The 22,734-nt window shown below is 70.0% G+C and carries 26 protein-coding genes and 3 tRNA genes; 13 read left to right on the forward strand and 16 right to left on the reverse strand.

What is annotated here, in order from left to right; genetic code table 11:
* Positions 1 to 48 precede the first annotated feature (48 nt).
* From rplK to GA0074694_RS02865, 12 genes are all read right to left on the reverse strand, one after another.
* The gene (rplK, locus tag GA0074694_RS02815; protein WP_091451977.1) at positions 49 to 480 is read right to left on the reverse strand and encodes a 50S ribosomal protein L11; all 432 of its coding nucleotides are present in this window, start codon (positions 478 to 480) and stop codon (positions 49 to 51) included.
* A 187-nt stretch (positions 481 to 667) separates the two neighbouring features.
* Positions 668 to 1,390 carry a transcription termination/antitermination protein NusG gene (gene nusG, locus GA0074694_RS02820; protein WP_091451980.1) on the reverse strand — a complete coding sequence of 241 codons (723 nt, stop codon included), beginning with the start codon at positions 1,388 to 1,390 and terminating at the stop codon, positions 668 to 670.
* Between the two features lie 29 nt (positions 1,391 to 1,419).
* Positions 1,420 to 1,809, reverse strand: coding sequence for a preprotein translocase subunit SecE (secE, locus tag GA0074694_RS02825; protein ID WP_091451984.1), 390 nt, complete (start codon positions 1,807 to 1,809; stop codon positions 1,420 to 1,422).
* Positions 1,810 to 2,017: 208 nt separating this feature from the next.
* Positions 2,018 to 2,090, reverse strand: a tRNA-Trp gene (locus GA0074694_RS02830).
* Between the two features lie 127 nt (positions 2,091 to 2,217).
* Entirely contained in the window at positions 2,218 to 2,610 is a 393-nt protein-coding gene (locus GA0074694_RS02835; protein ID WP_091458550.1) for a MaoC family dehydratase, read from the reverse strand.
* 34 nt (positions 2,611 to 2,644) lie between these two features.
* Positions 2,645 to 3,091, reverse strand: a complete 447-nt coding sequence (locus GA0074694_RS02840) for a MaoC family dehydratase N-terminal domain-containing protein (RefSeq protein ID WP_091451988.1) — start codon at positions 3,089 to 3,091, stop codon at positions 2,645 to 2,647.
* 108 nt (positions 3,092 to 3,199) lie between these two features.
* Positions 3,200 to 3,367 carry a 50S ribosomal protein L33 gene (gene rpmG / locus GA0074694_RS02845; protein ID WP_013288652.1) on the reverse strand — a complete coding sequence of 56 codons (168 nt, stop codon included), beginning with the start codon at positions 3,365 to 3,367 and terminating at the stop codon, positions 3,200 to 3,202.
* A 130-nt stretch (positions 3,368 to 3,497) separates the two neighbouring features.
* Positions 3,498 to 3,570: transfer RNA gene (locus GA0074694_RS02850), tRNA-Met, on the reverse strand.
* 26 nt (positions 3,571 to 3,596) lie between these two features.
* Positions 3,597 to 3,669, reverse strand: a tRNA-Thr gene (locus GA0074694_RS02855).
* A 107-nt stretch (positions 3,670 to 3,776) separates the two neighbouring features.
* A complete protein-coding gene (locus tag GA0074694_RS02860) occupies positions 3,777 to 6,305 on the reverse strand; it encodes a putative bifunctional diguanylate cyclase/phosphodiesterase (RefSeq protein ID WP_091451991.1) in 2,529 nt (842 codons plus the stop codon).
* A gap of 59 nt (positions 6,306 to 6,364) precedes the next feature.
* Positions 6,365 to 6,520 (reverse strand): hypothetical protein, encoded by a 156-nt coding sequence (locus GA0074694_RS31350; RefSeq protein WP_176737755.1) that lies wholly within the window; start codon positions 6,518 to 6,520, stop codon positions 6,365 to 6,367.
* A 472-nt stretch (positions 6,521 to 6,992) separates the two neighbouring features.
* Entirely contained in the window at positions 6,993 to 7,853 is an 861-nt protein-coding gene (locus GA0074694_RS02865; RefSeq protein WP_091451994.1) for an SDR family oxidoreductase, read from the reverse strand.
* 126 nt (positions 7,854 to 7,979) lie between these two features.
* Between GA0074694_RS02865 and GA0074694_RS02870 the strand changes: the two genes are divergently transcribed.
* The gene (locus GA0074694_RS02870; RefSeq protein ID WP_091451998.1) at positions 7,980 to 8,333 is read left to right on the forward strand and encodes a winged helix-turn-helix transcriptional regulator; all 354 of its coding nucleotides are present in this window, start codon (positions 7,980 to 7,982) and stop codon (positions 8,331 to 8,333) included.
* On the opposite strand, the gene GA0074694_RS02875 is transcribed toward GA0074694_RS02870, so the two are convergent.
* Complete coding sequence (locus tag GA0074694_RS02875; RefSeq protein WP_245714520.1) at positions 8,318 to 9,061, reverse strand: class I SAM-dependent methyltransferase; 744 nt, start codon at positions 9,059 to 9,061, stop codon at positions 8,318 to 8,320. The two genes, GA0074694_RS02870 and GA0074694_RS02875, sit on opposite strands and share 16 nt — an antisense overlap.
* Here GA0074694_RS02875 and GA0074694_RS02880 point away from each other — a divergent pair.
* Positions 9,030 to 9,695 carry a DMT family transporter gene (locus GA0074694_RS02880; RefSeq protein ID WP_176737756.1) on the forward strand — a complete coding sequence of 222 codons (666 nt, stop codon included), beginning with the start codon at positions 9,030 to 9,032 and terminating at the stop codon, positions 9,693 to 9,695. The genes GA0074694_RS02875 and GA0074694_RS02880 overlap by 32 nt on opposite strands.
* Before the next feature lie 77 nt (positions 9,696 to 9,772).
* Positions 9,773 to 10,567: an SHOCT domain-containing protein gene (locus tag GA0074694_RS02885; protein ID WP_091452005.1), complete on the forward strand. Its 795-nt coding sequence runs from the start codon at positions 9,773 to 9,775 to the stop codon at positions 10,565 to 10,567.
* A 262-nt stretch (positions 10,568 to 10,829) separates the two neighbouring features.
* Here GA0074694_RS02885 and GA0074694_RS02890 read toward each other — a convergent pair whose 3' ends face one another.
* The 3 genes from GA0074694_RS02890 to GA0074694_RS02900 all read right to left on the reverse strand — a co-directional run bounded on the left by GA0074694_RS02890 (position 10,830) and on the right by GA0074694_RS02900 (position 13,873).
* Positions 10,830 to 12,215 (reverse strand): pentapeptide repeat-containing protein, encoded by a 1,386-nt coding sequence (locus tag GA0074694_RS02890; protein WP_141713948.1) that lies wholly within the window; start codon positions 12,213 to 12,215, stop codon positions 10,830 to 10,832.
* A gap of 90 nt (positions 12,216 to 12,305) precedes the next feature.
* Positions 12,306 to 13,010 carry an HAD family hydrolase gene (locus GA0074694_RS02895; RefSeq protein ID WP_091452010.1) on the reverse strand — a complete coding sequence of 235 codons (705 nt, stop codon included), beginning with the start codon at positions 13,008 to 13,010 and terminating at the stop codon, positions 12,306 to 12,308.
* Positions 13,007 to 13,873 (reverse strand): GntR family transcriptional regulator, encoded by an 867-nt coding sequence (locus GA0074694_RS02900; protein WP_091452013.1) that lies wholly within the window; start codon positions 13,871 to 13,873, stop codon positions 13,007 to 13,009. Before GA0074694_RS02900 ends, GA0074694_RS02895 begins: the two co-directional genes overlap by 4 nt.
* A 580-nt stretch (positions 13,874 to 14,453) precedes the next feature.
* Between GA0074694_RS02900 and GA0074694_RS02905 the strand changes: the two genes are divergently transcribed.
* The 10 genes from GA0074694_RS02905 to GA0074694_RS02950 all read left to right on the forward strand — a co-directional run bounded on the left by GA0074694_RS02905 (position 14,454) and on the right by GA0074694_RS02950 (position 22,513).
* Complete coding sequence (locus GA0074694_RS02905) at positions 14,454 to 14,828, forward strand: DUF6284 family protein (RefSeq protein WP_091452016.1); 375 nt, start codon at positions 14,454 to 14,456, stop codon at positions 14,826 to 14,828.
* The gene (locus GA0074694_RS02910) at positions 14,828 to 15,196 is read left to right on the forward strand and encodes an RRQRL motif-containing zinc-binding protein (protein ID WP_091458554.1); all 369 of its coding nucleotides are present in this window, start codon (positions 14,828 to 14,830) and stop codon (positions 15,194 to 15,196) included. Before GA0074694_RS02905 ends, GA0074694_RS02910 begins: the two co-directional genes overlap by 1 nt.
* 112 nt (positions 15,197 to 15,308) lie before the next feature.
* Complete coding sequence (locus tag GA0074694_RS02915; protein ID WP_245714521.1) at positions 15,309 to 15,647, forward strand: hypothetical protein; 339 nt, start codon at positions 15,309 to 15,311, stop codon at positions 15,645 to 15,647.
* Positions 15,647 to 16,681 carry a DUF2637 domain-containing protein gene (locus GA0074694_RS02920; RefSeq protein ID WP_091452020.1) on the forward strand — a complete coding sequence of 345 codons (1,035 nt, stop codon included), beginning with the start codon at positions 15,647 to 15,649 and terminating at the stop codon, positions 16,679 to 16,681. The genes GA0074694_RS02915 and GA0074694_RS02920 overlap by 1 nt, the downstream gene beginning before the upstream one ends.
* An 88-nt stretch (positions 16,682 to 16,769) precedes the next feature.
* Positions 16,770 to 17,240, forward strand: coding sequence for a Pycsar system effector family protein (locus GA0074694_RS02925; RefSeq protein ID WP_091452022.1), 471 nt, complete (start codon positions 16,770 to 16,772; stop codon positions 17,238 to 17,240).
* A gap of 146 nt (positions 17,241 to 17,386) precedes the next feature.
* Positions 17,387 to 17,770 carry a hypothetical protein gene (locus GA0074694_RS02930; RefSeq protein ID WP_091452025.1) on the forward strand — a complete coding sequence of 128 codons (384 nt, stop codon included), beginning with the start codon at positions 17,387 to 17,389 and terminating at the stop codon, positions 17,768 to 17,770.
* Positions 17,767 to 19,734, forward strand: a complete 1,968-nt coding sequence (locus GA0074694_RS02935; protein ID WP_245714522.1) for an FtsK/SpoIIIE domain-containing protein — start codon at positions 17,767 to 17,769, stop codon at positions 19,732 to 19,734. Before GA0074694_RS02930 ends, GA0074694_RS02935 begins: the two co-directional genes overlap by 4 nt.
* Positions 19,735 to 19,868: 134 nt before the next feature.
* Positions 19,869 to 20,108 carry a hypothetical protein gene (locus GA0074694_RS02940; RefSeq protein WP_091452028.1) on the forward strand — a complete coding sequence of 80 codons (240 nt, stop codon included), beginning with the start codon at positions 19,869 to 19,871 and terminating at the stop codon, positions 20,106 to 20,108.
* A 282-nt stretch (positions 20,109 to 20,390) separates the two neighbouring features.
* Positions 20,391 to 21,287 carry a bifunctional DNA primase/polymerase gene (locus GA0074694_RS02945; protein WP_091452031.1) on the forward strand — a complete coding sequence of 299 codons (897 nt, stop codon included), beginning with the start codon at positions 20,391 to 20,393 and terminating at the stop codon, positions 21,285 to 21,287.
* The gene (locus tag GA0074694_RS02950; protein WP_091452034.1) at positions 21,284 to 22,513 is read left to right on the forward strand and encodes a DUF3631 domain-containing protein; all 1,230 of its coding nucleotides are present in this window, start codon (positions 21,284 to 21,286) and stop codon (positions 22,511 to 22,513) included. The genes GA0074694_RS02945 and GA0074694_RS02950 overlap by 4 nt, the downstream gene beginning before the upstream one ends.
* The last annotated feature ends 221 nt before the right edge of the window (positions 22,514 to 22,734 follow it).

Genomic DNA, 22,734 nt, shown 5'->3' on the forward strand with positions numbered 1-22,734 from the left:
TGCGTCACGCGCCCTCCCACGAACGGGTCTGGTGTCTGGTCGCCGAGGTCAGTCGTTGACGACGATGCCCATCGACCGGGCGGTGCCGGCGATGATCTTCTCAGCCTGGTCGAGGTCGTTGGCGTTGAGGTCGGCCATCTTCTTCTCGGCGATCTCACGCAGCTGGGCGCGGGTGACCGAGCCGACCTTGTCCTTCTGCGGCACCCCGGAGCCCTTCTGCACACCGGCGGCCTTGATCAGCAGCCGGGCGGCGGGCGGGGTCTTCAGCACGAAGGTGAAGGTCCGGTCCTCGTACACGCTGATCTGGGCGGGGACGATGTCGCCCCGCTGCGACTCGGTCTGCGCGTTGTAGGACTTGCAGAACTCCATGATGTTCACGCCGTGCTGGCCGAGCGCGGGGCCGACCGGCGGCGCCGGGGTGGCCTGGCCCGCCGGCAGCTGAAGCGTGAACGTCTTGACGAGCTTCTTCTTCGGAGGCATGTCTCTTCCTGGGGCTTGGAACGGGAAAAGTGATGCTGGCGCGTCCCGCTTGATGCGCGCACGGTCAGCACGACAGGCGGGAGCGACATTCAAGGGTAGCGCAGGCCGCCGCAACCCCTCAGCGAGGGCCGCCGGACCTGTGTACGGGTCGGGGCGGCGGGCCTCGCCCACCGCCCCGGACGCTACGTCAGATCTTGGTGACCTGGTTGAAGTTGAGCTCCACCGGGGTCTCCCGGCCGAAGATCGACACCAGCACCTTGAGCTTCTGCTGGTCGGCGTTGATCTCGCTGATCGTGGCCGGCAGCGAGGCGAACGCGCCGTCGGTGACGGTGACCGAGTCGCCGACCTCGAAGTCGAGGACCTTGATTTCGGGCTTCGCCTTCTTCTGCTCGGTCTCCACCGCCGGGGCCAGCCACTTCAGGACCTCGTCGAGGGAGAGCGGGGCCGGCCGGTCGGCCCGGTCGGTCGCCCCCACGAAACCGGTGACGCCCGGGGTGTTGCGGACGCAGGAGTACGACTCGGGGGTCAGCTCCATCCGGACCAGGATGTAACCCGGGAAGACCTTGTTCTGGACCTGGAGGCGCTTGCCGTTCTTGACCTCTACCTCTTCCCGGGTCGGCACCTCGACCTGGTAGATGTAGTCCTCCATGTCGAGGCTGGTGATCCGGGTCTCGAGGTTGGTCTTGACCTTGTTCTCGTAGCCCGCGTAGGAGTGCACCACGTACCAGTCACCCGGTGCGTAACGCAGCTTCTGGCGCAGCTCGGCAACCGGGTCGAACTCCGGCTCCGGCTCCGGCTCGGTCAGCGCGAACTCCGGCTCGCTGGCGGCCTCGACCGACTCGTCACCCGCCGCCGTCACCACCGAGGACTGCTCGTCCGCGGGTCCGGCGGTCTCGTCGTACTCAGGCACGCTCGCTCACTTCCGTCACTATCGCTTGGTCAGCTGGATCCACCGAAGACCAGCAGCGCGCCCTTGGCGAACACGAAGTCGAGTCCGACGACGAGCGCGGTGACCACCGTCACGAACGCGACCACCACCGCGGTGTAGGTCAGCAGCTCCTTGCGGGTCGGCCAGATGACCTTACGCAGTTCGGCCACGACCTCGCGGATGAACCGCGCGATGCGCCCGAACAATCCGACCTTGTCGTCCGACTTGGTCTTCGGCTTGCTGTCGGCCGATTCGGCCTTGGTCCGCGACCGGGTCGCGGTGCCGCCCCGAGATACCGGCTCCTCGGCGTCGGTGGCGTCGTCGTCGGCCACGCTCTCGACGACCTCGTCGTCGAGACGGTCGTCGCCGGCGTCCTCGCCGCGCCGCTTGTTGTCGGCCACTTCGCCCTCCGTCGCGGATGTCGGGTCGCACGTTGTCGGACGTGCGCGGCGCTGGTCACGCCGGCCGGACCAACCGTCCCGCGACGGGCCGCGGCCGGCGGATCAGCCGAAGGGCCCGATGCCTCGGAGCCACCCAGCCGATACCACCACCACGGGCCGAACGCCGCCGGCAGGCGGCGCGACCCACGGGACGGTCAGGCCTGAGGCGCAGGGGTGACAGGACTTGAACCTGCAGCCTGCGGTTTTGGAGACCGCTGCTCTGCCAATTGAGCTACACCCCTGTGCGGCGCGCTCTCCCCGCACCGACACGCAGGACGGTGCAGGGGTCACTTGCCCCACGGCGGACCAGTGTACGGGTAGTGGGTCCACTTTCCCAACCGGTCCGCCCCTCGCGGGTCGAAACGCAGCTCAGCGGGGTGGCCGGATGACCGCCCGGGCCTGGGCGAGGATCTTCTCCCCACCGCAGGTGGCGGTCAGGTCGAGGCGGATCAGCCCGTCCTCGGTGATCTCCCGCACCTTCGCGGCGACCTCGATCTCGGCCCCCTCGTCGTCGTCCGGCACGACGACCGGACGGGTGAAGCGGACGTTGTAGTCGACCACCGCGTCCGGCGCGCCGGCCCACTCGGTGACCGCCCGCCCGACCAGCGCCATGGTGAACATCCCGTGCGCGATCACCCCGGGCAGCCCCACGCCGGTGGCGAAACGGTCGCTCCAGTGGATGGGGTTGAAGTCGCCGGAGGCACCCGCGTAGCGGACCAGGTCGGCCCGGGTGATCCGGTACGTCCTGGTGGGCAGCTCGATCGGGGCCGTCGCCGCGTCGGTGGCCGTGGCCATGTCAGTCCTCCCCGCGTACGACGAGCTTCGACCAGGCGGTGACCACGGGCTCGTCGGCCACCGTGGAGACCTCGGTCCGGATGGTCAGGAAGCCGTGCCCGCCCCGGTTGTCGATCGCCTCGACATGGTTGACGCAGACCAGCTCGTCCCCGGCGACCACCGGGCGGGTGTAGGCGAACCGCTGGTCGCCGTGGACGACCCGGCTGTAGTCCACCCCGAGGTCGGGGTCGTCGACGATCTGGCGGCTCGCCGCCATGGTGATCGTCACCGGGAAGGTCGGCGGGGCGACCACGTCGCGGTGACCGAGGGCCCGGGCGGCCTCCGGGTCGTGGTACGCGGCGTCGGTGGCGCCGATCGCCGTGGCGAACTCACGGATCTTCTCTCGGCCCACCTGGTAGGGGGCGGTCGGCGGGTAGCTCCGGCCGACGAAGGACGGGTCCAGTGACATGCCGAGAACCTACACGGACGAAAAACGCCGATCCGGTACGCACGGGCGGCGGATGCCGTGCCCTGCGCGCCGGATCGGCGTCGGGAGCTGAGTGGAGCGGCCGCCGGGTCAGCGGGTCTCGCGGTGGACGGTGTGCTTGCCGTCCCGGGGGCAGAACTTCTTCAGCTCGATGCGGTCCGGGTCGTTACGACGGTTCTTGCGCGTGATGTAGTTGCGCTCCTTGCACTCCACACACGCCAAAGTGATCTTCGGCCGGACATCGGTCGCCTTCGCCACGGCGGAGTGCCTTCCTCGCTAAGGATCAACTACGGCGTAGCAGCTTATGCGCTGACTACGCGGACACGCAAAGTGGGCGCCATTGGCGCCCGTTCCACCGACCACCGGACACCGGCCCGGAGGACGAGAGTAGCGGTGGCCGGACTTGAACCGGCGACACAGCGATTATGAGCCGCTTGCTCTGCCATCTGAGCTACACCGCCGCAGGCGGGTCCAGCCGGACCCTCTGAGCCCCCTTACGGAATCGAACCGTAGACCTTCTCCTTACCATGGAGACGCTCTGCCGACTGAGCTAAGGGGGCCTACCCGATCACCCCGGGAGGTGTCGCGCAGGGGTAACAGTACACGGCGGATACCCGGAGGTGAAATCGGATCCCCCCTCCCCCGCCGTGGCGCGCGTCGGCGCAGGTCAGGGCACCACGCGGAGGCGTCGCACGTCCGGGCCGGGCACCGACTCGACCTCCGCCTGGGCCCCGAACCACGCCTCCAGCCGCTCGTACGGCAGCGGACGGCTGAACAGGAAGCCCTGCCCGATGTCGCAACCGATGTCCTGGAGCAGCTCCAGGGTCAGCTCGCTCTCCACCCCCTCGGCCACCACGGCCAGGCCGAACTGCTGGGAGAGGGTCACCACGGCGTTGACGATCGCCAGGTCGCCCGGATCCGTCGCCATGCCCTGCACGAAGGAACGGTCCACCTTCACCTCGTGCACCGGCAGTCGGCGCAGGTAGGCCAGGGAGAAGGAGCCGGTGCCGAAGTCGTCCACCGACAGGCGGACACCGAGGTCGCGCAGGCGTCGCAGGGTCGGGATGGGGCGGTCGGTGCCGTCCAGCACCCCGGTCTCCCTGATCTCGAAGGTGACGCGCTGCGGCGGCACACCGTACTCGTCCAGCAGCTCGCGTACCTGGTCGGGGAAGTGCCGGTCGGTGAGCGTACGCGCGGAGAGATTGACCGCGACGGAGAGCGGCTGCTCGGCGTGCGTCCAGTCCCGGCTGCGTCGCAGCCCCTCCCGGAGCACCAGTTCGGTGAGCCGGCCGAGCTGACCGGTGTGCTCGGCCACCGCGACGAAGTCCTCCGGCGTGACCGCGCCGTGCGCCGGGTGCTCCCAGCGGGCCAGGCACTCCACCCCGACCAGTCGCCGGTCGCGCAGGGTTACCTTCGGCTGGTAGTAGACCTCGACCCCGCCCTCGTCGAGGGCCTGCCGCAGGTCACCGGCGATGCCGAGGCGGCGCAGCGACCGGGACTCCAGCGCCGGACTGAACAGCTGGATGCTGCCCGGCGTCGACTTCGCCGCCGTCGCCGCCAGCTCCACCCGTTGCAGCAGGGTGGCCGCGTCGCTGCCGTGGTCCGGGTGGACGGCGACCCCGACGGCGGTGTCCACGTCCAGGGTGAGCGGCTCGAAGACCATCTCGTCGCGGATCTGCTCGCGCAGCCGGGCGGCCAGTTCCAGGGCCGCCTCGGCGCTCTCCACCCGGAGGGTGAGCAGGAACTCGTCTCCGCCGAGCCGACCGACCAGGGCCGAGGACGGGGCCGACGCGCGCAGCCGCTCGGCGACCTCGGCGAGGACCTTGTCCCCGGCGACGTGGCCGAGGGACTCGTTGACCTGGCGCAGCCCGTCGACGTCGAAGAGGAGGACGGCGACCACCTCGCCCGGGGCGCGGATCCGGACCGCCTCGCCGAGCGCGTCGGCGATCCGCCGCCGGTTCGGCAGCTTCGTCAGCCCGTCGTGGTAGGCGTCGTGCCGGAGCCGGTCCACCAGCCGGGAGTTCTCCAGGGCGATCGCGGCGTGCGCGGCCACCGTCTCGAAGACGGGAATGTCGTCCGGGGTGAAGTGACCCGCGTCACTGAGCCGGTTGACCACCTCGAGCGTGCCGATCACCGCCTGGCCGGAGCGCAGCGGCACCGCGATGACGTCCTTGACCCCGGTGCCGCGCAGGGCGGCACCGAGCTGGTCGTCGCCGTCCAGCCGGGCGCCCCAGGCCAGGGTGCGCCGCTCCCGGCGGGCCTCCTCCCGCACCACCACCGGGGTGGGCGGGACGTCGAGCAGGCCCGGAGCGTCCACCCGCGCGGTGAGCATGACCTCGGAGTGCCGCCCCTGGGCGGGCAGCCAGAGAGTGGCGTACTCGGCCTGCATGAGCTTGCGGATCCGGGCGAGCAGGACGTCGACCAGGGTGCCGTCCTGCCCGCTGGTGGTCATCGCCCGGGTCAGCTCGTACATGTCGCCGAGGGTGCGGTGCTGGCGGAAGAACTGCGCGTAGGAGCGGTAGACCAGCACCACCGCGAAGGCCAGCACCACGATGAGCACCAGGGCCCACCAGTTCGTCTCGATCGTGATCAGGACCACCAGGCCGATGACCACGTTTATCCCCGACGTCAGCAGCGGCGGCCCCGCCGTGCGGATCACCTCCCGCCCGGCCTGCCAGCCGTGCATCAGGCTGATGACGCCACCGACCGCCGCCAGGGAGGCCAGCGTGTTCAGGATGACCGCGCCGAACAGGGTCAGCCAGGTGCGCGGGCCGACGCCGTCCAGCGGTGGCAGGGCGACCAGCACCAGCCCGGCCAACGACATCGAGGCACCGGCCTTGGCGACGTTGAACCACAGCTTGGTGGGCGAGGTGCGGCGACTGAACTGCACGACGAGCACCGCCGCCACGCTCAGCACGACGACCGTCAGCGGCGGCAGCCAGAAGAAGGCGAGAACGAGCGGGATCTCGTTGATGGTGAAGGTCAGTCCCTGCCGGCCGATGACGAAGTGCAGTACCTGGCTGACGGCGGCGACCATCACGACCAGCAGGGCGAACGTCAGTACCGGGTTACCCGGGGACGGGTCCGACACGAGAGCCAGGGCGACCGAGCAGACCACGGCGAACAGGGCCAGCGGACCGGTGATCAGCCAGGCCTGGTCGGTCGATCTGCGCGACGACGGGCGAGCGCTCGTCATCCGGCTCCCTCGTTACTCGTGCCTCGAACGGGCCTCCAACCAGCGACCTCTCGACGACCTCAGGGGACGAGGACGGAGACCGCCGACACCGGGGCACTCCACTCGAAATCAGACTGCGGTCCGGCGCTGTCGGTGCCGAGGAAGCCGGCGGCGAGCACGGCAAAGGCCATCAGCGCCATGACTGCGGCGAACCGGAAGGGCTTCCGACCAGACATCACTGCGCTCCTGTCAACAGGGGTGGGGGGGAGAAGACGGATGGAGGAGGTTCCACGATCGTGCCACAGAGGTCCGATCGAGCAAAGGGGCGTGGGAACGGGCACACCGGGGATCGGGGGGTTCGGACCGTTCGTACCTACCCCGACTCCGAATAGCTACCCCTGATTTCGGCGTTCATCTCACCATGTGCACCTTCCCGCTCATGTTGCCGCAGTACGTGATTCGTCATCAATCCCCAAGATCGCCTCGACCCGCCCACCGGCCCCCACCTGCCAGGATGCACCTTCACCCTAGACCGAGAGACCGACATAAATAGAGAGATGCCGAACGACGGGAATGGGGGTAGCGGGAACTGCCCCGGCAAATGCCGCCGCGCCGGCAAACTCAACGACGGCAACACGTCCGGTCCCGACGCCACCACAGTGGGCGGTGTGGCCACCCCGTCGGCGGGAACGAGGTGGCCACGGTGCACTACCGCGCCGCCGGCAAGGCGGCCCGGACCGCCTCGGCGAGCGAGGTCGGTTCCCGACCGATCAGCGCCCGCAGGTCGTCGCCCTCGACGTACAGGTCGCCGAGGGACAGCCCCCGGTCGGCGTCGGCGAGAACCGCCGCGTACGGCTCGGGCACGCCCGCGCCGACCAGGATCTCGGTGTACTTCTCCACCGGCAGGTCGGTGTAGCCGACGTCCCGCCCACTCTGCCGGGCCACCTCGGCGGCCAGGTCGGTCATGCTGAACGGCGCGCTGCCCAGCTCGTACACCCGGCCGGCGTGCCCCTCGGCGGTCAGCACGGCGGCGGCGGCCTCGGCATAGTCGGCGCGGGCGGCCGCGCTGACCCGGCCGTCGCCGGCGGATCCGAGGACCCCGTGCTGGAGGTACGTGGCGAGCTGGCTGGTGTAGTTCTCCAGGTACCAACCGTTGCGCAGCAGCACGTACGGCAGGCCGGACGCGTCCAGCTCCCGCTCGGTGGCCAGGTGTTCGGCGGCGAGCAGGAGACCGGAGGTGTCGGCCTTCACGATGCTGGTGTAGGCGACCAGCCCGACGCCGGCCTCCCGGGCGGCGGCGACCACGTTGTGGTGCTGGGCCCCCCGCCGCCCGACCTCACTGCCGGAGACGAACAGCAGCTTCTCCGCGCCGGCGAACGCGGTCCGCAGCGACGCGGGGTCGTCGTAGTCGGCCGCCGACACCACCACGCCGCGCGCTTCGAGGTCGGCGAGGCGGGACACGTTCCGGCCGAGGGCGACGACCCGGTCGGCCGGGACGCCGCGTCGCACCAGCGACTCGACGGCGAGGCGGCCGAGGTGACCGGTGGCACCGGTGACGACGATGGACATGGTGTTTCTCCTCTGGGATCCCGGGTCTGACGTGTGTCACCTGAACCAACGGGAAGACTTCCGCCGTACTTCCCGTTGGAGAGTAGGCACCTTGAAGTGAGTTACTTTCTGAGAGAGAGTCAGGACGTGGAACCGGATCCCTACCAGCGGAACTGCGGCAGCCGGCAGGTCCTCGACCGGATCGGCGACCGATGGAGCGTGCTCGTCGTGCTCACCCTCGCCCACGGCGGGAAGCGCTACGGCGAACTGGCCCAGCGCATCGACGGCGTCAGCCAGAAGATGCTCACCCAGACGCTGCGCGGCCTGGAACGCGACGGGCTGGTCAGCCGTACCGCGCACGCCACCGTTCCGCCCCGGGTCGACTACGAGTTGACCGACCTTGGCCGCAGCCTGGTCGACCTGGTCGCCGGGCTGGAGGCGTGGGCGACCGGGCACCTGGGCGAGATCGAGGCCGCCCGAGCCCGCTACGACGCCCGCTGACCGGCGCCCCGCAGGGCACCTGGTGACCATTCCGCCCTGGTCCTCGTCGGGAGGCGGTAGACCGAGACGTGGGACCGGGAGTCGGCGGTGAACTCGGAGGCGTCCCAGTCCGCGTGCCGGCTCTCCAGCTCGAACCCGGCCAGTTGGGCCATGAGGTCCAGTTCCGCCGGCCAGATGTAGCGGTGCGGGCTGCGGCCGAGCGTCGCCTGCCGGCCCTCGCCGAAGCGGAAGTGGTGCGAGACCACGTGCTGGCGCAGCACGTCGTAGGTGTCCAGGCCGATGTAGTCGGGCTCGCAGTGCCAGACCACGGCCTGCTGGCCCGGCGGGAGCTTGCGCAGCTCGGGCACCCACAGCTCGATGACGAACCGGCAGCCGGGGGTGAGGTGACGGGCCGCGTTACGGAAGCACGCGACCTGCTCGGCCTGGGTGAGCAGGTTGGAGATCGTGTTGAGGACGAGGTAGACCAGCGAGAACGCACCGGGCGCGACGGTGGTCGCCATGTCGCCGACGACCACGGGGATCGTCGCCTCGTCCGCCTTCGTCCGCAGCTGGTCGAGCATCGGGCGGGACAGCTCGATGCCGGCGACGGGCACTCCCCGGCCGGCGAGCGGGACGGCCACCCGGCCGGTGCCGATGGCGAACTCCAACGCCCGGCCACCGGCGGCGAGTGCGGCGAGGCGCTCGACGGTCGGGGTCGTGGTGATCTTCTCGCCCTGGGAGTCCGCCAACGAGATCGCGAGCTGGGGTGGCCTGGCCTGCCTCGCCGCCGCCGCCAGTTACGGGGTCAGCTACGTCTACTTGGGACGCTACCTGACCGGTCGGGGGATCAGTCCGATCGTGCTGTCGGCTAGCCAGCTCGGCGCGGCCACCGCACTACTCGCCCTGGCCATGCCGTTCGCCGGACTGGAGCCGCCGGTCTGGCGGGTCGACGCCGTGTTCAGCCTGCTCGTACTCGGTGTGCTCGGCACCGGCGTGGCGTACGTGCTGAACTACCGCATCATCAGCGACGAGGGTCCCACCGCCGCCTCCGTGGTCGCGTACCTGCTTCCGATCGTCGCCGTACTGCTCGGGTGGCTCGTGGTGGACGAGCCCGTCACCGGCGCGATCCTGGTCGGTGTCGGCCTGGTCCTCGTCGGGGGTCGTACTCACCCGCCGGCCGGTCGCCCGGTAGCCGCTCGCCGGCCTCCCCGACTTGCCGGGCGGCGACACGATTGCCGGGTGTCCTCGACCGCTTCCGGCGAGGCGGAGAGTGCCGACGGCACGGGCGGGTCGGTACGACATGAACCGGGCCGGTGCGGTCGGGTACAGAGGCGTTGTCGGTGGCCGCGCATGCCGGACGCCGCCAGGTCTGCTTCCGGATAGGATGCCGCTCACCGTGATGCCACCACCCTCGGTGAATCGTGCGATAGTCGCGGCCTCGATCGTCCCTGGGAGCGTGGATGAAGACCGTGGCGCGTCAGATCGCGAGCCTGGTGACCGGCTTGATCGGCATCGTGCTGCTGGGCATCGGGTTGAATCAGGTGCTCGACATCGGCAGTTGCTCGTCGGGTGGTTCGTATGTGGTCGCGCGTCCCTGCCCTGAGGGCTCGACGGGCTTGTTCTGGCTGTCGATGGCCGGCGCGATCATGTGGATTCTGGGCATAATCGTGAGCAAGCAAAACTTCTCCGGCCCGGGCGCCGGGCAGGTCCTGTGGACGGTCGGCTTCGCCGGAGGCGGCGCCGCCCTGCTGGTCAAGGTGCTCACCCAACCGTCGATGCCACCGGACGCGAGGCTCGGCGCATCCATTGTGGCTGCGGTGTTCATTCCGATGGGCCTGGTCGTCGGGATCGTCGGGGTCGTGCAGCTCGTACGGCAGCGGGGTGGGGACGGCAACAGCTCACGACGGACCACGGGCGGTGCCCGGACCGGCGCACCGTCGCGTCGGGGCGGTCCGACGGACGGCAGCGATTCCTGGTCCCGGCTGAAGGTCCTGAACGCTCTCCGGAGCATGAGAGTGCTCACGCGCGAGGAGTACGACGCACTCAAGGCCGACCTGGCCGACTCCGAGCCGGACGGCCCACGGAAGCCGGGGGTCGACCGGGTCGCCCTGATCCGACAGCTGGCCGACCAGCGGTCCTCGGGAGCCCTGAGCGTCGAGGAGTTCGAGGCCCGGAAGCGCCGGGTCATGCGCGGTGAGCGAATCGACTCATCTGAGCGGTCACACCGGCGGATCTGGTCGCGATCAGCGCGCTGAGGTATCAGTCGACGGACGTGTCCGCTACGTGCCCGATCAGAGGGTCCAGCGGGGTCGACCAGGGTCAAACGAGCCGCAGACGGCGAAGGCCCTCAACCCAGCGTTTCCGCAGGTCAAGGGCCTTAATCGCACCTGGTGGCGGGTAGAGGATTCGAACCTCTGTAGCTTTCGCGACGGATTTACAGAGCGCCACACCCAAGTCTCTGACCAGGCATTTAGCCTCGCCCTCCCCATCCGGCGACACGGATGCGACACAAGCGGCCTACGGCAGGATCAGCCCTTCCGGTGGCCTACCGCCCTCCCAGGGGTCAAAAGTCGGGGGCTGCCCAAAGCTGGCCCCACCTAGATCCACCCTGCCTCCAGAGAACCTTGCGCCACTGAAGGCAACGTCCGCGCCCGTGAATTCCGCATCATCAAAGATCAAAGCACCACCACTAAATTCCGCCTCTCGAAAATGGGTCCTTCCACCCCGGAAGGCCGCATTTTCGAACGTCACCTTACTGCCCATGAAGGCCGCGTTGTCGAAGGACACGTAGCCCGAACCGAAATCAACCTCATCAAAGGAAACCGAGCCATGTTTAAATTGCGCCTCGTCGAACGACAACCAGCCACCCGTTAAGTCAGCGTCATCAAATGTCACAATTGAGCCGTCGAAGGTCGCCTCGTCAAAGGACACCACCCCTCCCGCAAACTCCGACTCATCAAAGGAAACCATTCCTCCTTGGAAAGTTGCCCCCTCAAAGGAGGCCCTTGAAGTGGTAAGGAATTTCGCCGCCTCAAAGGACACCAGCCCTTTACCGAAACGCGCGGCAGCAAAGGAGACTTTTCCAAGCACGAAGGTGGCCCCGCTGAAGGAGACATGTCCGCCCTCAAACTTGGCGCGACTGAAGTCAGCTTCGTCTAGGATTGCACCCGTAAAGTCGAGGTCACATCCTCTCCACGAATTTGGGCCACCCCTCGACATGCGCAGACGCGCCGCTATGGTGCGGATAACGGTCTTGCGCACTTCCTTCTCTTGCAGCGAAGAAAGAGTCTTTTGCTCTACTTCTGGCGAAGCGCCTATAGGAACGAACGATTGCACGTCTCTAACGGGGGGAGGCGGCGGCTCGTACGGCATCCTCAGGTAAGCGCAGAGAACATCGATGCAGGTCTGACGACCTTCGGGCCAGTCGTCAGCTAGTCCAGCCATGGCGTACACCCCAGCCAGGCGTACCGCAGCCTTCTCCGATCCCAGTTGCTCCGAAGCTTTGGCGAACCGCTCATTGAACAACCGGACACCGTTGCGGTCCGTTTCTATCTTTGCCCGTTCATCGGCCGCCTCAGCAAGGGCCTTAGTGGCTTCGGCTCGCATGTCAGCGGCGTGTGCCAACTGATGTGCAAACTCGGCCAACGCGCTCGTGTGCTCCGCAACTCGCTGCCGGCGATAGGCGACCACCAAGGCGGCGACGCCGCCAATGCCCGCCACAACGGCGAAGACAAGCTTCAAGAGGTCGAACAGCGTAGCCGGTGTAACGGTCGCGTCACGCTTGATACTCGGCCAACCTCCGTACCAAAGTGCTGCGGCAACCATGGTCCCGACCAGCAACAATGCGGCTGCAACAGCCAGAGTGATTGACCGGCGGATACCCCAGAGCCGCAGCCCTGGCACTGGACTGTCGGTAGCTGGGAGAGGGGTGACCGCTATGGCAGCGTCGGGCCGGGATGAGGGTTGAACTACCGGTAACTCCACCCTTACCTTCTAGCGCATCTCGTCCACCTCGGCACCGAGCAAGACATACGCAAGATCCCCCATGCTCGTGATCACTACGTCCGCCCCGGCTGCCCGGAACGCTTCGACCTTGCGTGGTCGGTTCGCGTAACCGATCACCCGTACCCCGGCGGCATGCGCCCCGTCGATATCCGAGAGCGAGTCACCGACCAGCACGCACCGGCTCGGCGGCTCGCCGACGGCCCCCACGGCTTGCAGGATCGGGGCGGGGTTGGGCTTCATGTGGGTCGGGTCGGCGTACGCTCGGCCGACCACTGGCGACACGTGCCCGGCGAGCCGGTGCGCTGCCAGGTAGGCGGTTATCGCGCCGGCAGAGTTGTTGCTGACCACCGCGACCGGCATGCCGGCCTGCTGAGCAGACACAATGACCTCCCGGCCGTACGGCGTCGGTTCGGCAGTCTCGACGGCCCGGCGCTCAGCCGCGCAAAGCGCATCCTCCACGGCCCGCGTGGCGTCCTGGTTGCCAGTTGCGCCGGTGCGGCGTAGCACCTCTAGTGGGTCCGGTTCGCTGGCGAGGTCGGGCGGCACGTCGACCCCGTGCCGCCGCAGCACGTTGGCCAGTTCGGCGGCAACCTTCGGCGCTGGGTGATTGGCGAAAATGCTGCACACCGGCCCGTCGAAGTCGAGCAGGATCGCGCCGACCCCGGCTAGTAGCCGGTCAAGCTCGGCGTTCATCCGTCGTACCGGTAGGCGATGGTCGACCACACCGAGTCGAACCACTGGCGGGACGCTTCCACGAACTGCGTGCCGTGGGAGGCGTCGTCATCGGTCACCGCGTAGTGGAACAGCGGCACGTCCTTGCCCATCAGGTCGTAGATCGCTATGGGCTCACCCTTGACGGAGACGGTGCGCTCAACGACCGGGTAGAAGCCGTAGAAGACTTCCTCACCGTTGAGGATGTAGAGCTTGAACAGCGGAGACGCCCGGTGCATCCGTACTTCGACGGTGGCCGACCGGATCAGGCCGAGGTCGCCCAGCTCGGTGACCTGGTCGATGATCCCGTCCGCCGCCCGGCGGGTGATCCGCTCGGCGCGTTCGCGTACGGCTGGGTCGTCGGCCTGGGTTTCGGCCCGTGCGGGTAGCGCCATCGGTACGGTCATGTCGGAGATCAGGACTCGCACCGCGATCGTTTCCGGTGCAAGCCGGCCGACCCGCACCTTGTCGAGCGCTTCGGCGAGCGCGTCGCGCAAGGTCTCGCCAGAGAAGCCGGCGAAGTCGATCGTGACGTGAGGCCGCTCGAACGTGGCTTCAATGTGCGGGCGCAGCTCGACGGCCCGCTGTGTCTGTGCGCGAACGAACGCGCCGCTGCCCTGCCGGGACACGATCAGCCGCTCTGCCCGGAGCAGGTCCAGAGCCCGCTTGACGGTCTCCCGTGCGACGCCGTAGCGCGCTGCTAGCTCGGGCTGTGACGGCAGCTTGTCGCCGGGGGCGAGTCGGCGCGTGAGGATGGCGGCCCGCAGCTTGTTGGCGATCTGCTGCGACGCCTGTTTCGGGTCGTCGGGGTCTAGCTGGCCGAGGAAGTCAAGGTTCTCGCTCACTCACCCACGGTACCGCTGACTAGCCAAGCCAAGAAAGTCTGCCGCGCCATCTTGACCTGACTAGCCAGGCACCCCTACCGTCATTTCATCGCACCTGGCTAGCCAGGAACGACAAGCCGGATGGTTGACGGCGTCGGCGTTGCGGCTTCGGCTGCGGCGTTCGCGTACGGGCTGCCGGGCGCAGGTTCATTGACAACTTCAGAGCAGGAGCGCCGCGTAGATCCGTCTGCGGTATGCCCGCCTTGAGCCACATGGTGGCCGACCCCGGTAGGTCCCGGGCGAGCGGGTCGAGTGGACCGGTCCGGCGCGCGGCATCGCTTCTGCCACCCATTCACCAGCCACGGCCAGCCGCCAACCGGCGTGCTCCCGGCCGTGGCTGTCCCACCTGATCTGACCTGGGGAGAGGTGATCCCGCTATGACCGTGCTCGCCGCGTGTGTGCGTGTCACGACGAAGTCCCGCGCCGTGTGGCGCGCCTGCCTCGGGTGCGGAGACCTCGCCCCGCTGGCCCCCGATGAGCGTCACTGCCGGCCCTGCCGGCAGCCGTCGCGCTCTCGCCGTACCGGAAGGAATCGAGCGAAGTGAACCACGACGACCAGCACGGCCCGTCGCCCGTCGACCTGGCCGCGATCGACGTCGAGTGGCCGCTGATCGCGGCTGAGTTGGACCTGCTCGACGCTGAGATCAGCCTGCTCTACGCCGTCGACCACGGCGGCCCGTCCCCGCTGGACTGGCGACGGGTGCGCCGCGCCGAGGCCCGCGTCACCCGCGCCGCCGCCACGGGGGTCCGCCCGCCCTGGCACGCCGACGGCTGCGTGCCGCACCGCCTGGACGTGGTCGGCTCGACCGGCTGCGGCTACCGCTGCGACATCGTCCGGTGCAACGCCTGTGGTGGTGAGCAGGTCCTCCACCGGACCGAAGACGGGTGCCGGGCCGGCCTGCCTCGCGCGGCCTGATGTCCCGCATCCGCGCCGTGTTCCACGACCCGGATGGGTCGCGGTACGGCATCCCCACCTACTGGTGGCACGGCGCACCCGCCGGCTACGCCACCCGCCGCCAACTCCGCGCCGCCGGGCTGCGGCCCGCCGGTCAGCCGGTGGCCGCGCAGATCCTTTGGCGCGGCGTCGGCGGTATCCGCGCCGCCTACCTGTACCGGGTCGACCTGGCCCGCCCGAAGCGCACCGCCACCCCCGCCCAACTCCGCGCCGTCCGCGCCGCGCTGACGGCCCGCAAGACGTGCCCGACGTGCCGCACCGTGCAGCCCTACTGCATTCCGCGCTCGCTCGGCGAGTGCGTCGACTGCGCCCCCGGAGGCCCCCGATGACCCTGCTGGTTCTGCTGCTGATCCTGCTCGGCGGCCCGGCCGTGATGCTCGCCCCGTTCGCCATCGGCCACGCCCTGAACAAGCCGACCCCGAGGATGAAGGAGACCCTGCGATGACCGCCCGCAAGCCCCACCGCGCGGTGATGGCTGAGCTGCTGTTGCTCGCCGCTCCGACCGCTATCCGCGTGCACAGCGACGGCAGTTCCATGGCCTTCACGTTCGCCACGGTCGCGGAACTGCGCGCCTGGCTCGACGCTGCCGGCCTGAACGCTCCGGACCTGCTCGCCGCCGAGCGGGAGCGCGTTGACCACGAGGGTCGACCGGTCCGGTCCATGAACGCCTACCCCACGTGGCACGGCTGGGAGATCTACGCCGACGCCGTCGAGCCCGTCGACGTGCCGCCGCTGAACCCGGCCACGGTGACCGCGCTGACCGATGTGGCGGTGGCCTGATGACCGCTCCCACGATCAACGGCACCCGCTACCCGCAGCCGGTGGAAGACCTGCTTCCGGCGGCCCGCGCGTTGGAGCTGCCCGAGGGGCAGAAGCTGCCGTCGCGTAACCGGCTGATGCGGGAGTTCCACATCGGCGCACCCAAGGCCGACGCCCTGCGCGCGCTGCTGATGAACGAGGGCATCCGCCGGGACCTCGACCACGCCGAACGGGACGGCCGACTGACCCGCCCCGATACCCGCACGGCCAAGCCGGTCCCGGTCGCGTTCGACTTTCCGGAGCCGATCGGCCCGGACCCGGCCGACGACCGGACCGAGCAGGCCCGCACCTACAACCTGGTGCGGGGCGGTACCGGTGGCACGTCGGTCGACGTCACCGAGGTGGCCCGCCGGGTGGCCGACAACCCGGAGGCCACCGACTACGTCCGGTCGGTCGCCCGGGACCTGGTCGACGCCGCCCCGGACACCCGGGCACACGTCGACACCGACCACACCCCGACGGCCACCAACCCGCCCCGGTCCTTCGCGCCGACCAAGCAGGTCACGGCGGTCAGACACCCGGGCGCGAAGATCGCGCCGGACGTGCCGGCACCCCGTGGTGCGGGTCGGGGTTGGGCGTACGTCGGGGTGGTCCTCGGAGGGGTGGTGTCGATCGCGGCGAACGTCGCGCACACCTACCTACCGAAGCCGCCCCCGGACGCGCCCGCCGGGTGGGTGCCGGACCCGTCGTGGTCGCCGTCCCCGCTCGCGGTGGCGCTGTCGGTGTTCTGGCCGGTCGCGTTGTTCGTGGCGGTGGAGATCCTGACCCGCATCCCGTGGGGCGACAGCGTCGGATCGTTCATCGCCCGCGTCTCCGGTGTCCTGCCGGTGGCTGTGGTCGCCGCTGTCGTGTCGTACCGGCACCTGTCCGGGCTGCTGGCGCACTTCGGCGAAGACCCGCTCACCGTCGCCATCGGTCCTCTCGCGGTCGATGGGCTGATGGTCATGGCTTCGGCCGCGCTGCTGGTCACCGGCCGCCGTAAGACCACCGAGTAGCCCCGCCCGGCGGCACAGCACACGGCCTAGACAACCCGCTGTGCCGCCGGCCTTGCACCCGCCCCTTGATGAGAGGAGGGCACCTCTGATGGTGCCAGTACCCGCCCCGGAATGGTTCACCGCCCGGCAGGCGGAAGTGCGGGCCGAATTGGTCCGTGTCGACAGCAAGGCATCCATGCTGATGGCGGTTGCCGGTGCGGCCCTCACGGTCGGTGTGGCCGTCCTCGCGCGCACCGATCTGCCCCGGATGGCATTGGCCTCGGGGATGGTCACGGTTGCGCTGGTCGGCGCGGCGGTCGCCCTGCTGGCCTACGCCGTCCGGCCGTCCCTCGGCGGCAGTCACGGCCTGGTCCGCTACGCCAACGCCCTGCCGGGTGACCTGATGACCGAGGCCACCGCGCCGCCCCTGATCGCCAGCGCGGAACAGGCGCGATACCTGGTGTGGCTGTCCGCCGCCACCTTGACCAAGTACCGCAGGGTTCGCACGGCTGTCGACCTGCTGCTTGCCGGGCTGGTCGGCACCGCCGCCACCGCCCTACTCGCCCTGATCCTCGGCTAGCTCCGGTCTCCCGGCCGTGCCCGTCGACCCGCTCTGCCGGGCCGATGAGTGCGGGGGCCGACCGGCCCACCCACCGCTTTACGCCGGGCGCGGCACGCCTCGAAACGACCCGCGCCCGGCCCTCCCCTTGAAGGAGAACCATCAGCATGGCAGGCATCAACGATCAGCGTGGCATCTTCACCGGTGCCGACGCCCTCACCGACAACGTCGCCCTGTCCCACTGGTTCAACGAGACCCGCCGCATCCTGCACGCCGCCGCCCTCGAACTCGGCGTCACCGCCTCTGAGTTGGACGCCCGCCTTCGGGCCGTGTCCGGTGGGGTGGTCATCGGCGGACTCACCGGCCGGGCACGCGCCCGCCAGGTCGCCAAGCCCATCACCCACGCCTCCGACGCCCTCGTGGTCGCGTCGCAGTACATCGTGACCGCGTCGACCCGCTTCGAAGCCGTCTACCTCCCCGAACTCGAAGCCGTCGGCCACCGCCCCCGCAAGACCGACTTCCGGTTCACCGACGGCGGTGGTAGCCGATGAATCGGCCCCGCCCCTCCCGCATGCCCCGCAACGGTGGCCTGTCGCCGATGTCCTACAGCATCGACCTCCGCTCCGCTGCCCTGCCCTACCTCGTGTGCCCCGCCGGGTGCGCCCTGGCGTGGCCGGCTGCCGCCGCGTCGCACCACTGGTGGGGCACCAACCCGTGGGCCGCTGCCGGCATCACCGCCGCCGGAGGCGGGCTGACCGCCCTCACCTGGGCCGCCGGCCGCGCCCGAGGCGTCATCCGTCAGCGCGTGGCGACGCTGCTGACCGCTACCGGTTCGGCGTGGGCGCTCGGCGCGACCATCGGCGCGCCGTGGGAACGGCCGTGGCTGGACCTGTGGGCTGGTGGCACCGTCGCCGCATCCGTCGCGGTCGCGGTGATGCGGCTGATGGCCAAGGCCAACCGCGACGAACAGGCCACCACCGCCACCACCGGGGGCGGGCTCGCCGAGGCCGTCGCCGCGCTCAAGGACGCGCGGATCGGACGGCCGAAGGTCGACGGCGCCAAGGTCAAAGCCACGATCACCATGCCGCACGGCGAAACGCTGTCGGAGGTGGAAGGCTCCCGCGAATCGATCGCCTCGGCCCTCGACGTCGCCCCGTCGGCGGTGCGGGTGCACCGCGACCCCGACAGCGTCCGCACCGGCCGTATCGAGGTGGTGCCGGTCGACCAGCTCCGCGACACCATCCCGTGGGCCGGACCGTCGGCCCCCGGCCGCTCCGTCGGGGACGCCCCGTTGCGGTTCGGGGTCGCCGAGGACGGGGAGACGGTCGCGCTGTGGTTGACCGGGCGGCCCGGTGTCCGCCCGGCCACCCACGTCCGCGCGACCGGCATGACCGGGTCGGGTAAGACCGAATGGGCCCTGGTGGTCATGACGGACTATCTGACCCGCTCGGATGGGGCGTTGGTGGTGGTCGACACCGTCAAGCGCGACCAGACGGTCAAGCCGGTCAAGGACGGCCTTGCCCTGCTGGTCACCGAGGATGAGCACGCTGAGGCGTTCTTCGACGTCCTCGCCGAGAAGGTCATCCCCGCCCGCACCGAAGCCCTCGGCAAAGAGGACCTGACGGAGTGGATGCCGGGCTGTTCCCTGTCGCACCTGATGGTGTGGGTGGAGGAATCCGCCGCCTGGTCCGGCCACCCCGCCCTCGTTCAGGTCGCCGAACGCGCCCGCTCGGCGGGGATCTCCCTGGTCCTGTCTCAGCAGCGGTGGACGCATGACCGTGCGCCGACGTCGCTGCGCAGCCAGTTCGCCACGAACGTCTGTTTCGGCATCGACAGCCGCGATGACCCGTCGTTGGCGCTCTCCAGCGAGACCGTCGACGCCGGAGCGGCCCCCGAATCGTGGGGCAGCACCAAACCCGGATACCTGTACATCGAGTCGCCGGGCATCCCCACTGCCCGGTGGCCCATCCCCTGCCGGTCGGAACTCGCCCACCGCGGCGACCTGGCCGCCGCCGTCACCGGCTGGGCACAGGTGCGCCAGCAACTCGACCCCGTCACGGCCAAAGCCCTGGCCCCCGTCATGCCCACCGACACCGTCAAGCCCTCACCCCACCCCCGAGCGGCCCCGGCCCCGGCACCGGCCGTCGAGGGCGACGCAGAGCAGGAGGTACCCGCCATGGCTACCCGCCCCGGCGTCAACCCCAACGACCCGCCCGACGACGTTGACCCCTCCAAGGAACTCGACACCACCCCGACGCCCCGCCGTTTCTCCCTCGCCCTGCCCAAGCCGACCACCCCCGAACAGGCCCGCACGATCCTGCGGGAGCACATCACCGCGCTCGCCGAGCAGGGACAGACCGAGGTACGACCGGCCGACCTGGGCGACGTGCTCGCCGCGACCGGCTACGGCGCGCCGTGGCTCACCAAGGCACTCAAGGAACTCACCGTCGGTGACCGGCCGCTGCTGATGGCCGTCAACCGTCACGGCCGCTACCGCATCCTGCGCACCGCCTGACCGACCCACCCCGGGGGCCGTGTAGTTGCCGTGAACTTCACGCCGATTACACGGCCCCCTACCTAGAAAAACCGGCCGTGAAGTACACGTGAAATTCACGGCCGCCCCGCCCTGCCCTCAACAGGAGTCGATCGATGAACCTGGCCGCCGTCGCCCTGCTCGCTCTCGCCGCCGGCACCATCCTCGGCATCACGCTCGGTATACCGCTCGGCCGTCGCGTCGAGCGGGTTGCTTGGCACGCCGACGCCGCTCTTGCCCGTGCCCGCGTCACCGGCTGGCTTCTGCGCGACCTCGGCGGGCTCGCCGGCACCGCCGTGCTCGTGCTCGCCGTCGCCGGCTTCGTCGTGTGGGCGCTGCTCACCCACCGCCGCTAACCCGAAGGGCAGAGCGGCGCGCTCCGCGCGCTCACCCCCTGGTGGCCGGACGCCGCCCGGCGCTGGCCACCCACCGCCACACCGGGAAGGAAGGGCCCCGGCATGAACCCGACCGGCACCCGGTGCGGGCACTGGATCGGCGTTGACCGGCGCTACTGCCACAACCCCGACGGGGTCCGCCGCTACATCCAAGGCCCCCGCTGCCCCGCACACACCCCGGCCGCTCTCGCCGGCCGACCCGAACCCAACCCGCTCCCCATCCCCGCACCGGAAAGGAGCCCCATGCCCAACCCGTCACCGCTGCTCGCCGCCGCCCTCGACTACGCCACCCACGGGTGGCCGGTCTTCATGCTCGCCCGGTCGAAACGACCCGTCGCCAACTGCCCGCCCTGCACCGACCCCGGCCCGGACCATGACCGGGAAGCCTGCCCTTGCCTGACCTGTCACGGCTTCTACGCCGCCACCACCGACCCCGACCGGGTCGCCGCGATCCTCGACGCCGTGCCCACCGGGCAGCTTGCTCTTCGGACCGGTGCGGCGTCCGGCACGGTGGTGGTCGACGTCGACCCCGGCCACGGTGGACGGGACACCATGAACACGCTGATCGGCCGTGGGCTGCTCCCGCCCACCGCGTACGTGGCGACCGGGTCCGGTGGCCTGCACCTGTACTACCGGCACCCCGGCGGCACGGTGCAGTGCAGCCAGGGCAAGCCCGGCCAAGGGTTGGGACCCGGCATCGATGTGAAGGCAGACGGCGGGTACGTCGTGCTCCCGCCGTCAGTGCATCCGCGCACCGGCCGCCCCTACCGGTGGGCACCGGGCAGGGCGATGGAGGAGATGCCCCCCGCGCTGGTTGACGCCTGCCGACCGGCCCCGCCGGCACCGACCCCGGCCACGCCACACGAACCGACCAGCACCCGCCCGGCGGGGGGCATCTCCTGCCCCGATCGGCTTCTCGCCGCGCACCTGCACACCGTCGCCGAGGCCCCGGAAGGCAGCCGCCGCACGACCCTCTACGGCGCGGCCCGTGGCGTCGCTCGGATGGTCGCCGCCGACGCGATCACTCGCGACGACGCGATAGCCGCCCTCACCGCCGCCGGCCGCGCCGCTGAGCAGACCGACCGGGACATCCGCGCCGCCATCACCGGCGGCTTCCGCGCCGAAGGACTCGCCGCATGAACCCGACCAGCATCACCGACCAGCCCCACAACGGCGCGGCGATCCTCGACGCCCTGCACACCTGCCTCACCAAGTACGTCATCCTGCCCTCACCCGAGGCCGTCGACGCCGTCGCACTGTGGATCGCCGCCACCCACGCTCAAGCCGCGTGGGCACACGCGCCCCGCCTGGTGATCCGGGCACCCGAAAAGCGGTGCGGGAAATCCCGCCTGCTCGACGTGGTCGAAGGCTGCTGCCACGACCCGCTGATCACGGTCAACGCCTCACCCGCCGCCGTGTACCGGGCCATCGGCACCGGCCACCCGCCGACCCTGCTCGTAGACGAAGCCGACACCCTGTTTGGCGGGAAGAACGCCGACGCCAACGAAGACCTACGCGGCCTGCTCAACGCCGGTCACCAGCGCAACCGACCCGCGATCCGGTGGGACGCCTCCGCGCAGAAGCTGGAGAAGATCCCCACCTTCGCCATGGCCGCACTCGCCGGTATCGGCGCGATGCCCGACACCATCGAGGATCGCGCCGTGGTGATCCGGATGCGCCGCCGGGCACCCGGGGAGACGGTGGCCCCGTACCGGCACCGCCGCGACGGCCCCGCCCTCCGCGCCGTCGCGCAGCAACTCGCCGGATGGCTACGCGCCCACCTCACCGCGCTCGAAGCCGCGGAGCCGCCCATGCCCGTAGAGGACCGGGCCGCCGACACCTGGGAACCCCTGGTGGCCGTCGCCGACCTGGCCGGGGGCACCTGGCCCCAGCGTGCCCGGCAGGCCGTTACCACGCTGACCGCTGAGGCAGACGAAGCCGGCAACGTCTCCCACCGGGTACGGCTGCTCGCCAACATCCGCACCGCCTTCACCACCCTCGGCGACCCGCCCGCCGCGCCCACCGCCGACCTGCTCGCCGCGCTCAACGGCGACCCGGAAGCGCCGTGGGCCGACAGCGGCCCCAACGGGCTCACCGGCAAGAAACTCGGCGACCTGCTCCGAGAGTTCGACATCCGCTCCGAGACGCTCCGCTTCCCGGTCGGGCAGGCCAAGGGCTACAACCGCGACGCCTTCACCGACGCCTGGCAGCGCTACTGCCCCGCACCCGAAACCCCCTCGGCCGGGGTATCCGTACCATCCGTACCAACGTCGTTTCCGCAGGTCATCCCCGGTACGGATTACCCCGCTGGTACGGATCGATCCGTACCACGACGCACCCTCACCACCGCCCCCGGTACGCATTAATCCGTACCTCGATCCAATCCGTACCGCCCCTGACCAGGCAAAACGAGCTTGGTACGGATGGTACGGATACCCCCCGGCCACCGGGACACCCCGACCGGCCGCCCTCTGGAGCCGACCCAATCAGAACGGCCCGCTGAGACGCCCTCAGCCGCACCCGGCCACAGCCTCACACCCGGTCGCCCCGGAACGTGGCCCTACGGCGCTCTCAGCGGGCCGTTCTA

It is taken from the genome of Micromonospora inyonensis (genome assembly GCF_900091415.1).
Taxonomy (GTDB): Bacteria; Actinomycetota; Actinomycetes; order Mycobacteriales; family Micromonosporaceae; genus Micromonospora; species Micromonospora inyonensis.

Coding starts and splice junctions, on each gene's coding strand:
- rplK (WP_091451977.1), bottom strand. CDS start 480: ATGCCTCCGAAGAAGAAGCTCGTCAAGACGTTCACGCTTCAGCTGCCG.
- GA0074694_RS02840 (WP_091451988.1), bottom strand. CDS start 3,091: ATGTCACTGGACCCGTCCTTCGTCGGCCGGAGCTACCCGCCGACCGCC.
- GA0074694_RS02860 (WP_091451991.1), bottom strand. CDS start 6,305: ATGACGAGCGCTCGCCCGTCGTCGCGCAGATCGACCGACCAGGCCTGG.
- GA0074694_RS31350 (WP_176737755.1), bottom strand. CDS start 6,520: ATGTCTGGTCGGAAGCCCTTCCGGTTCGCCGCAGTCATGGCGCTGATG.
- GA0074694_RS02865 (WP_091451994.1), bottom strand. CDS start 7,853: ATGTCCATCGTCGTCACCGGTGCCACCGGTCACCTCGGCCGCCTCGCC.
- GA0074694_RS02885 (WP_091452005.1), top strand. CDS start 9,773: ATGAAGACCGTGGCGCGTCAGATCGCGAGCCTGGTGACCGGCTTGATC.
- GA0074694_RS02895 (WP_091452010.1), bottom strand. CDS start 13,010: ATGAACGCCGAGCTTGACCGGCTACTAGCCGGGGTCGGCGCGATCCTG.
- GA0074694_RS02910 (WP_091458554.1), top strand. CDS start 14,828: ATGTCCCGCATCCGCGCCGTGTTCCACGACCCGGATGGGTCGCGGTAC.
- GA0074694_RS02915 (WP_245714521.1), top strand. CDS start 15,309: ATGACCGCCCGCAAGCCCCACCGCGCGGTGATGGCTGAGCTGCTGTTG.
- GA0074694_RS02920 (WP_091452020.1), top strand. CDS start 15,647: ATGACCGCTCCCACGATCAACGGCACCCGCTACCCGCAGCCGGTGGAA.
- GA0074694_RS02925 (WP_091452022.1), top strand. CDS start 16,770: ATGGTGCCAGTACCCGCCCCGGAATGGTTCACCGCCCGGCAGGCGGAA.
- GA0074694_RS02930 (WP_091452025.1), top strand. CDS start 17,387: ATGGCAGGCATCAACGATCAGCGTGGCATCTTCACCGGTGCCGACGCC.
- GA0074694_RS02935 (WP_245714522.1), top strand. CDS start 17,767: ATGAATCGGCCCCGCCCCTCCCGCATGCCCCGCAACGGTGGCCTGTCG.
- GA0074694_RS02940 (WP_091452028.1), top strand. CDS start 19,869: ATGAACCTGGCCGCCGTCGCCCTGCTCGCTCTCGCCGCCGGCACCATC.
- GA0074694_RS02945 (WP_091452031.1), top strand. CDS start 20,391: ATGCCCAACCCGTCACCGCTGCTCGCCGCCGCCCTCGACTACGCCACC.
- GA0074694_RS02950 (WP_091452034.1), top strand. CDS start 21,284: ATGAACCCGACCAGCATCACCGACCAGCCCCACAACGGCGCGGCGATC.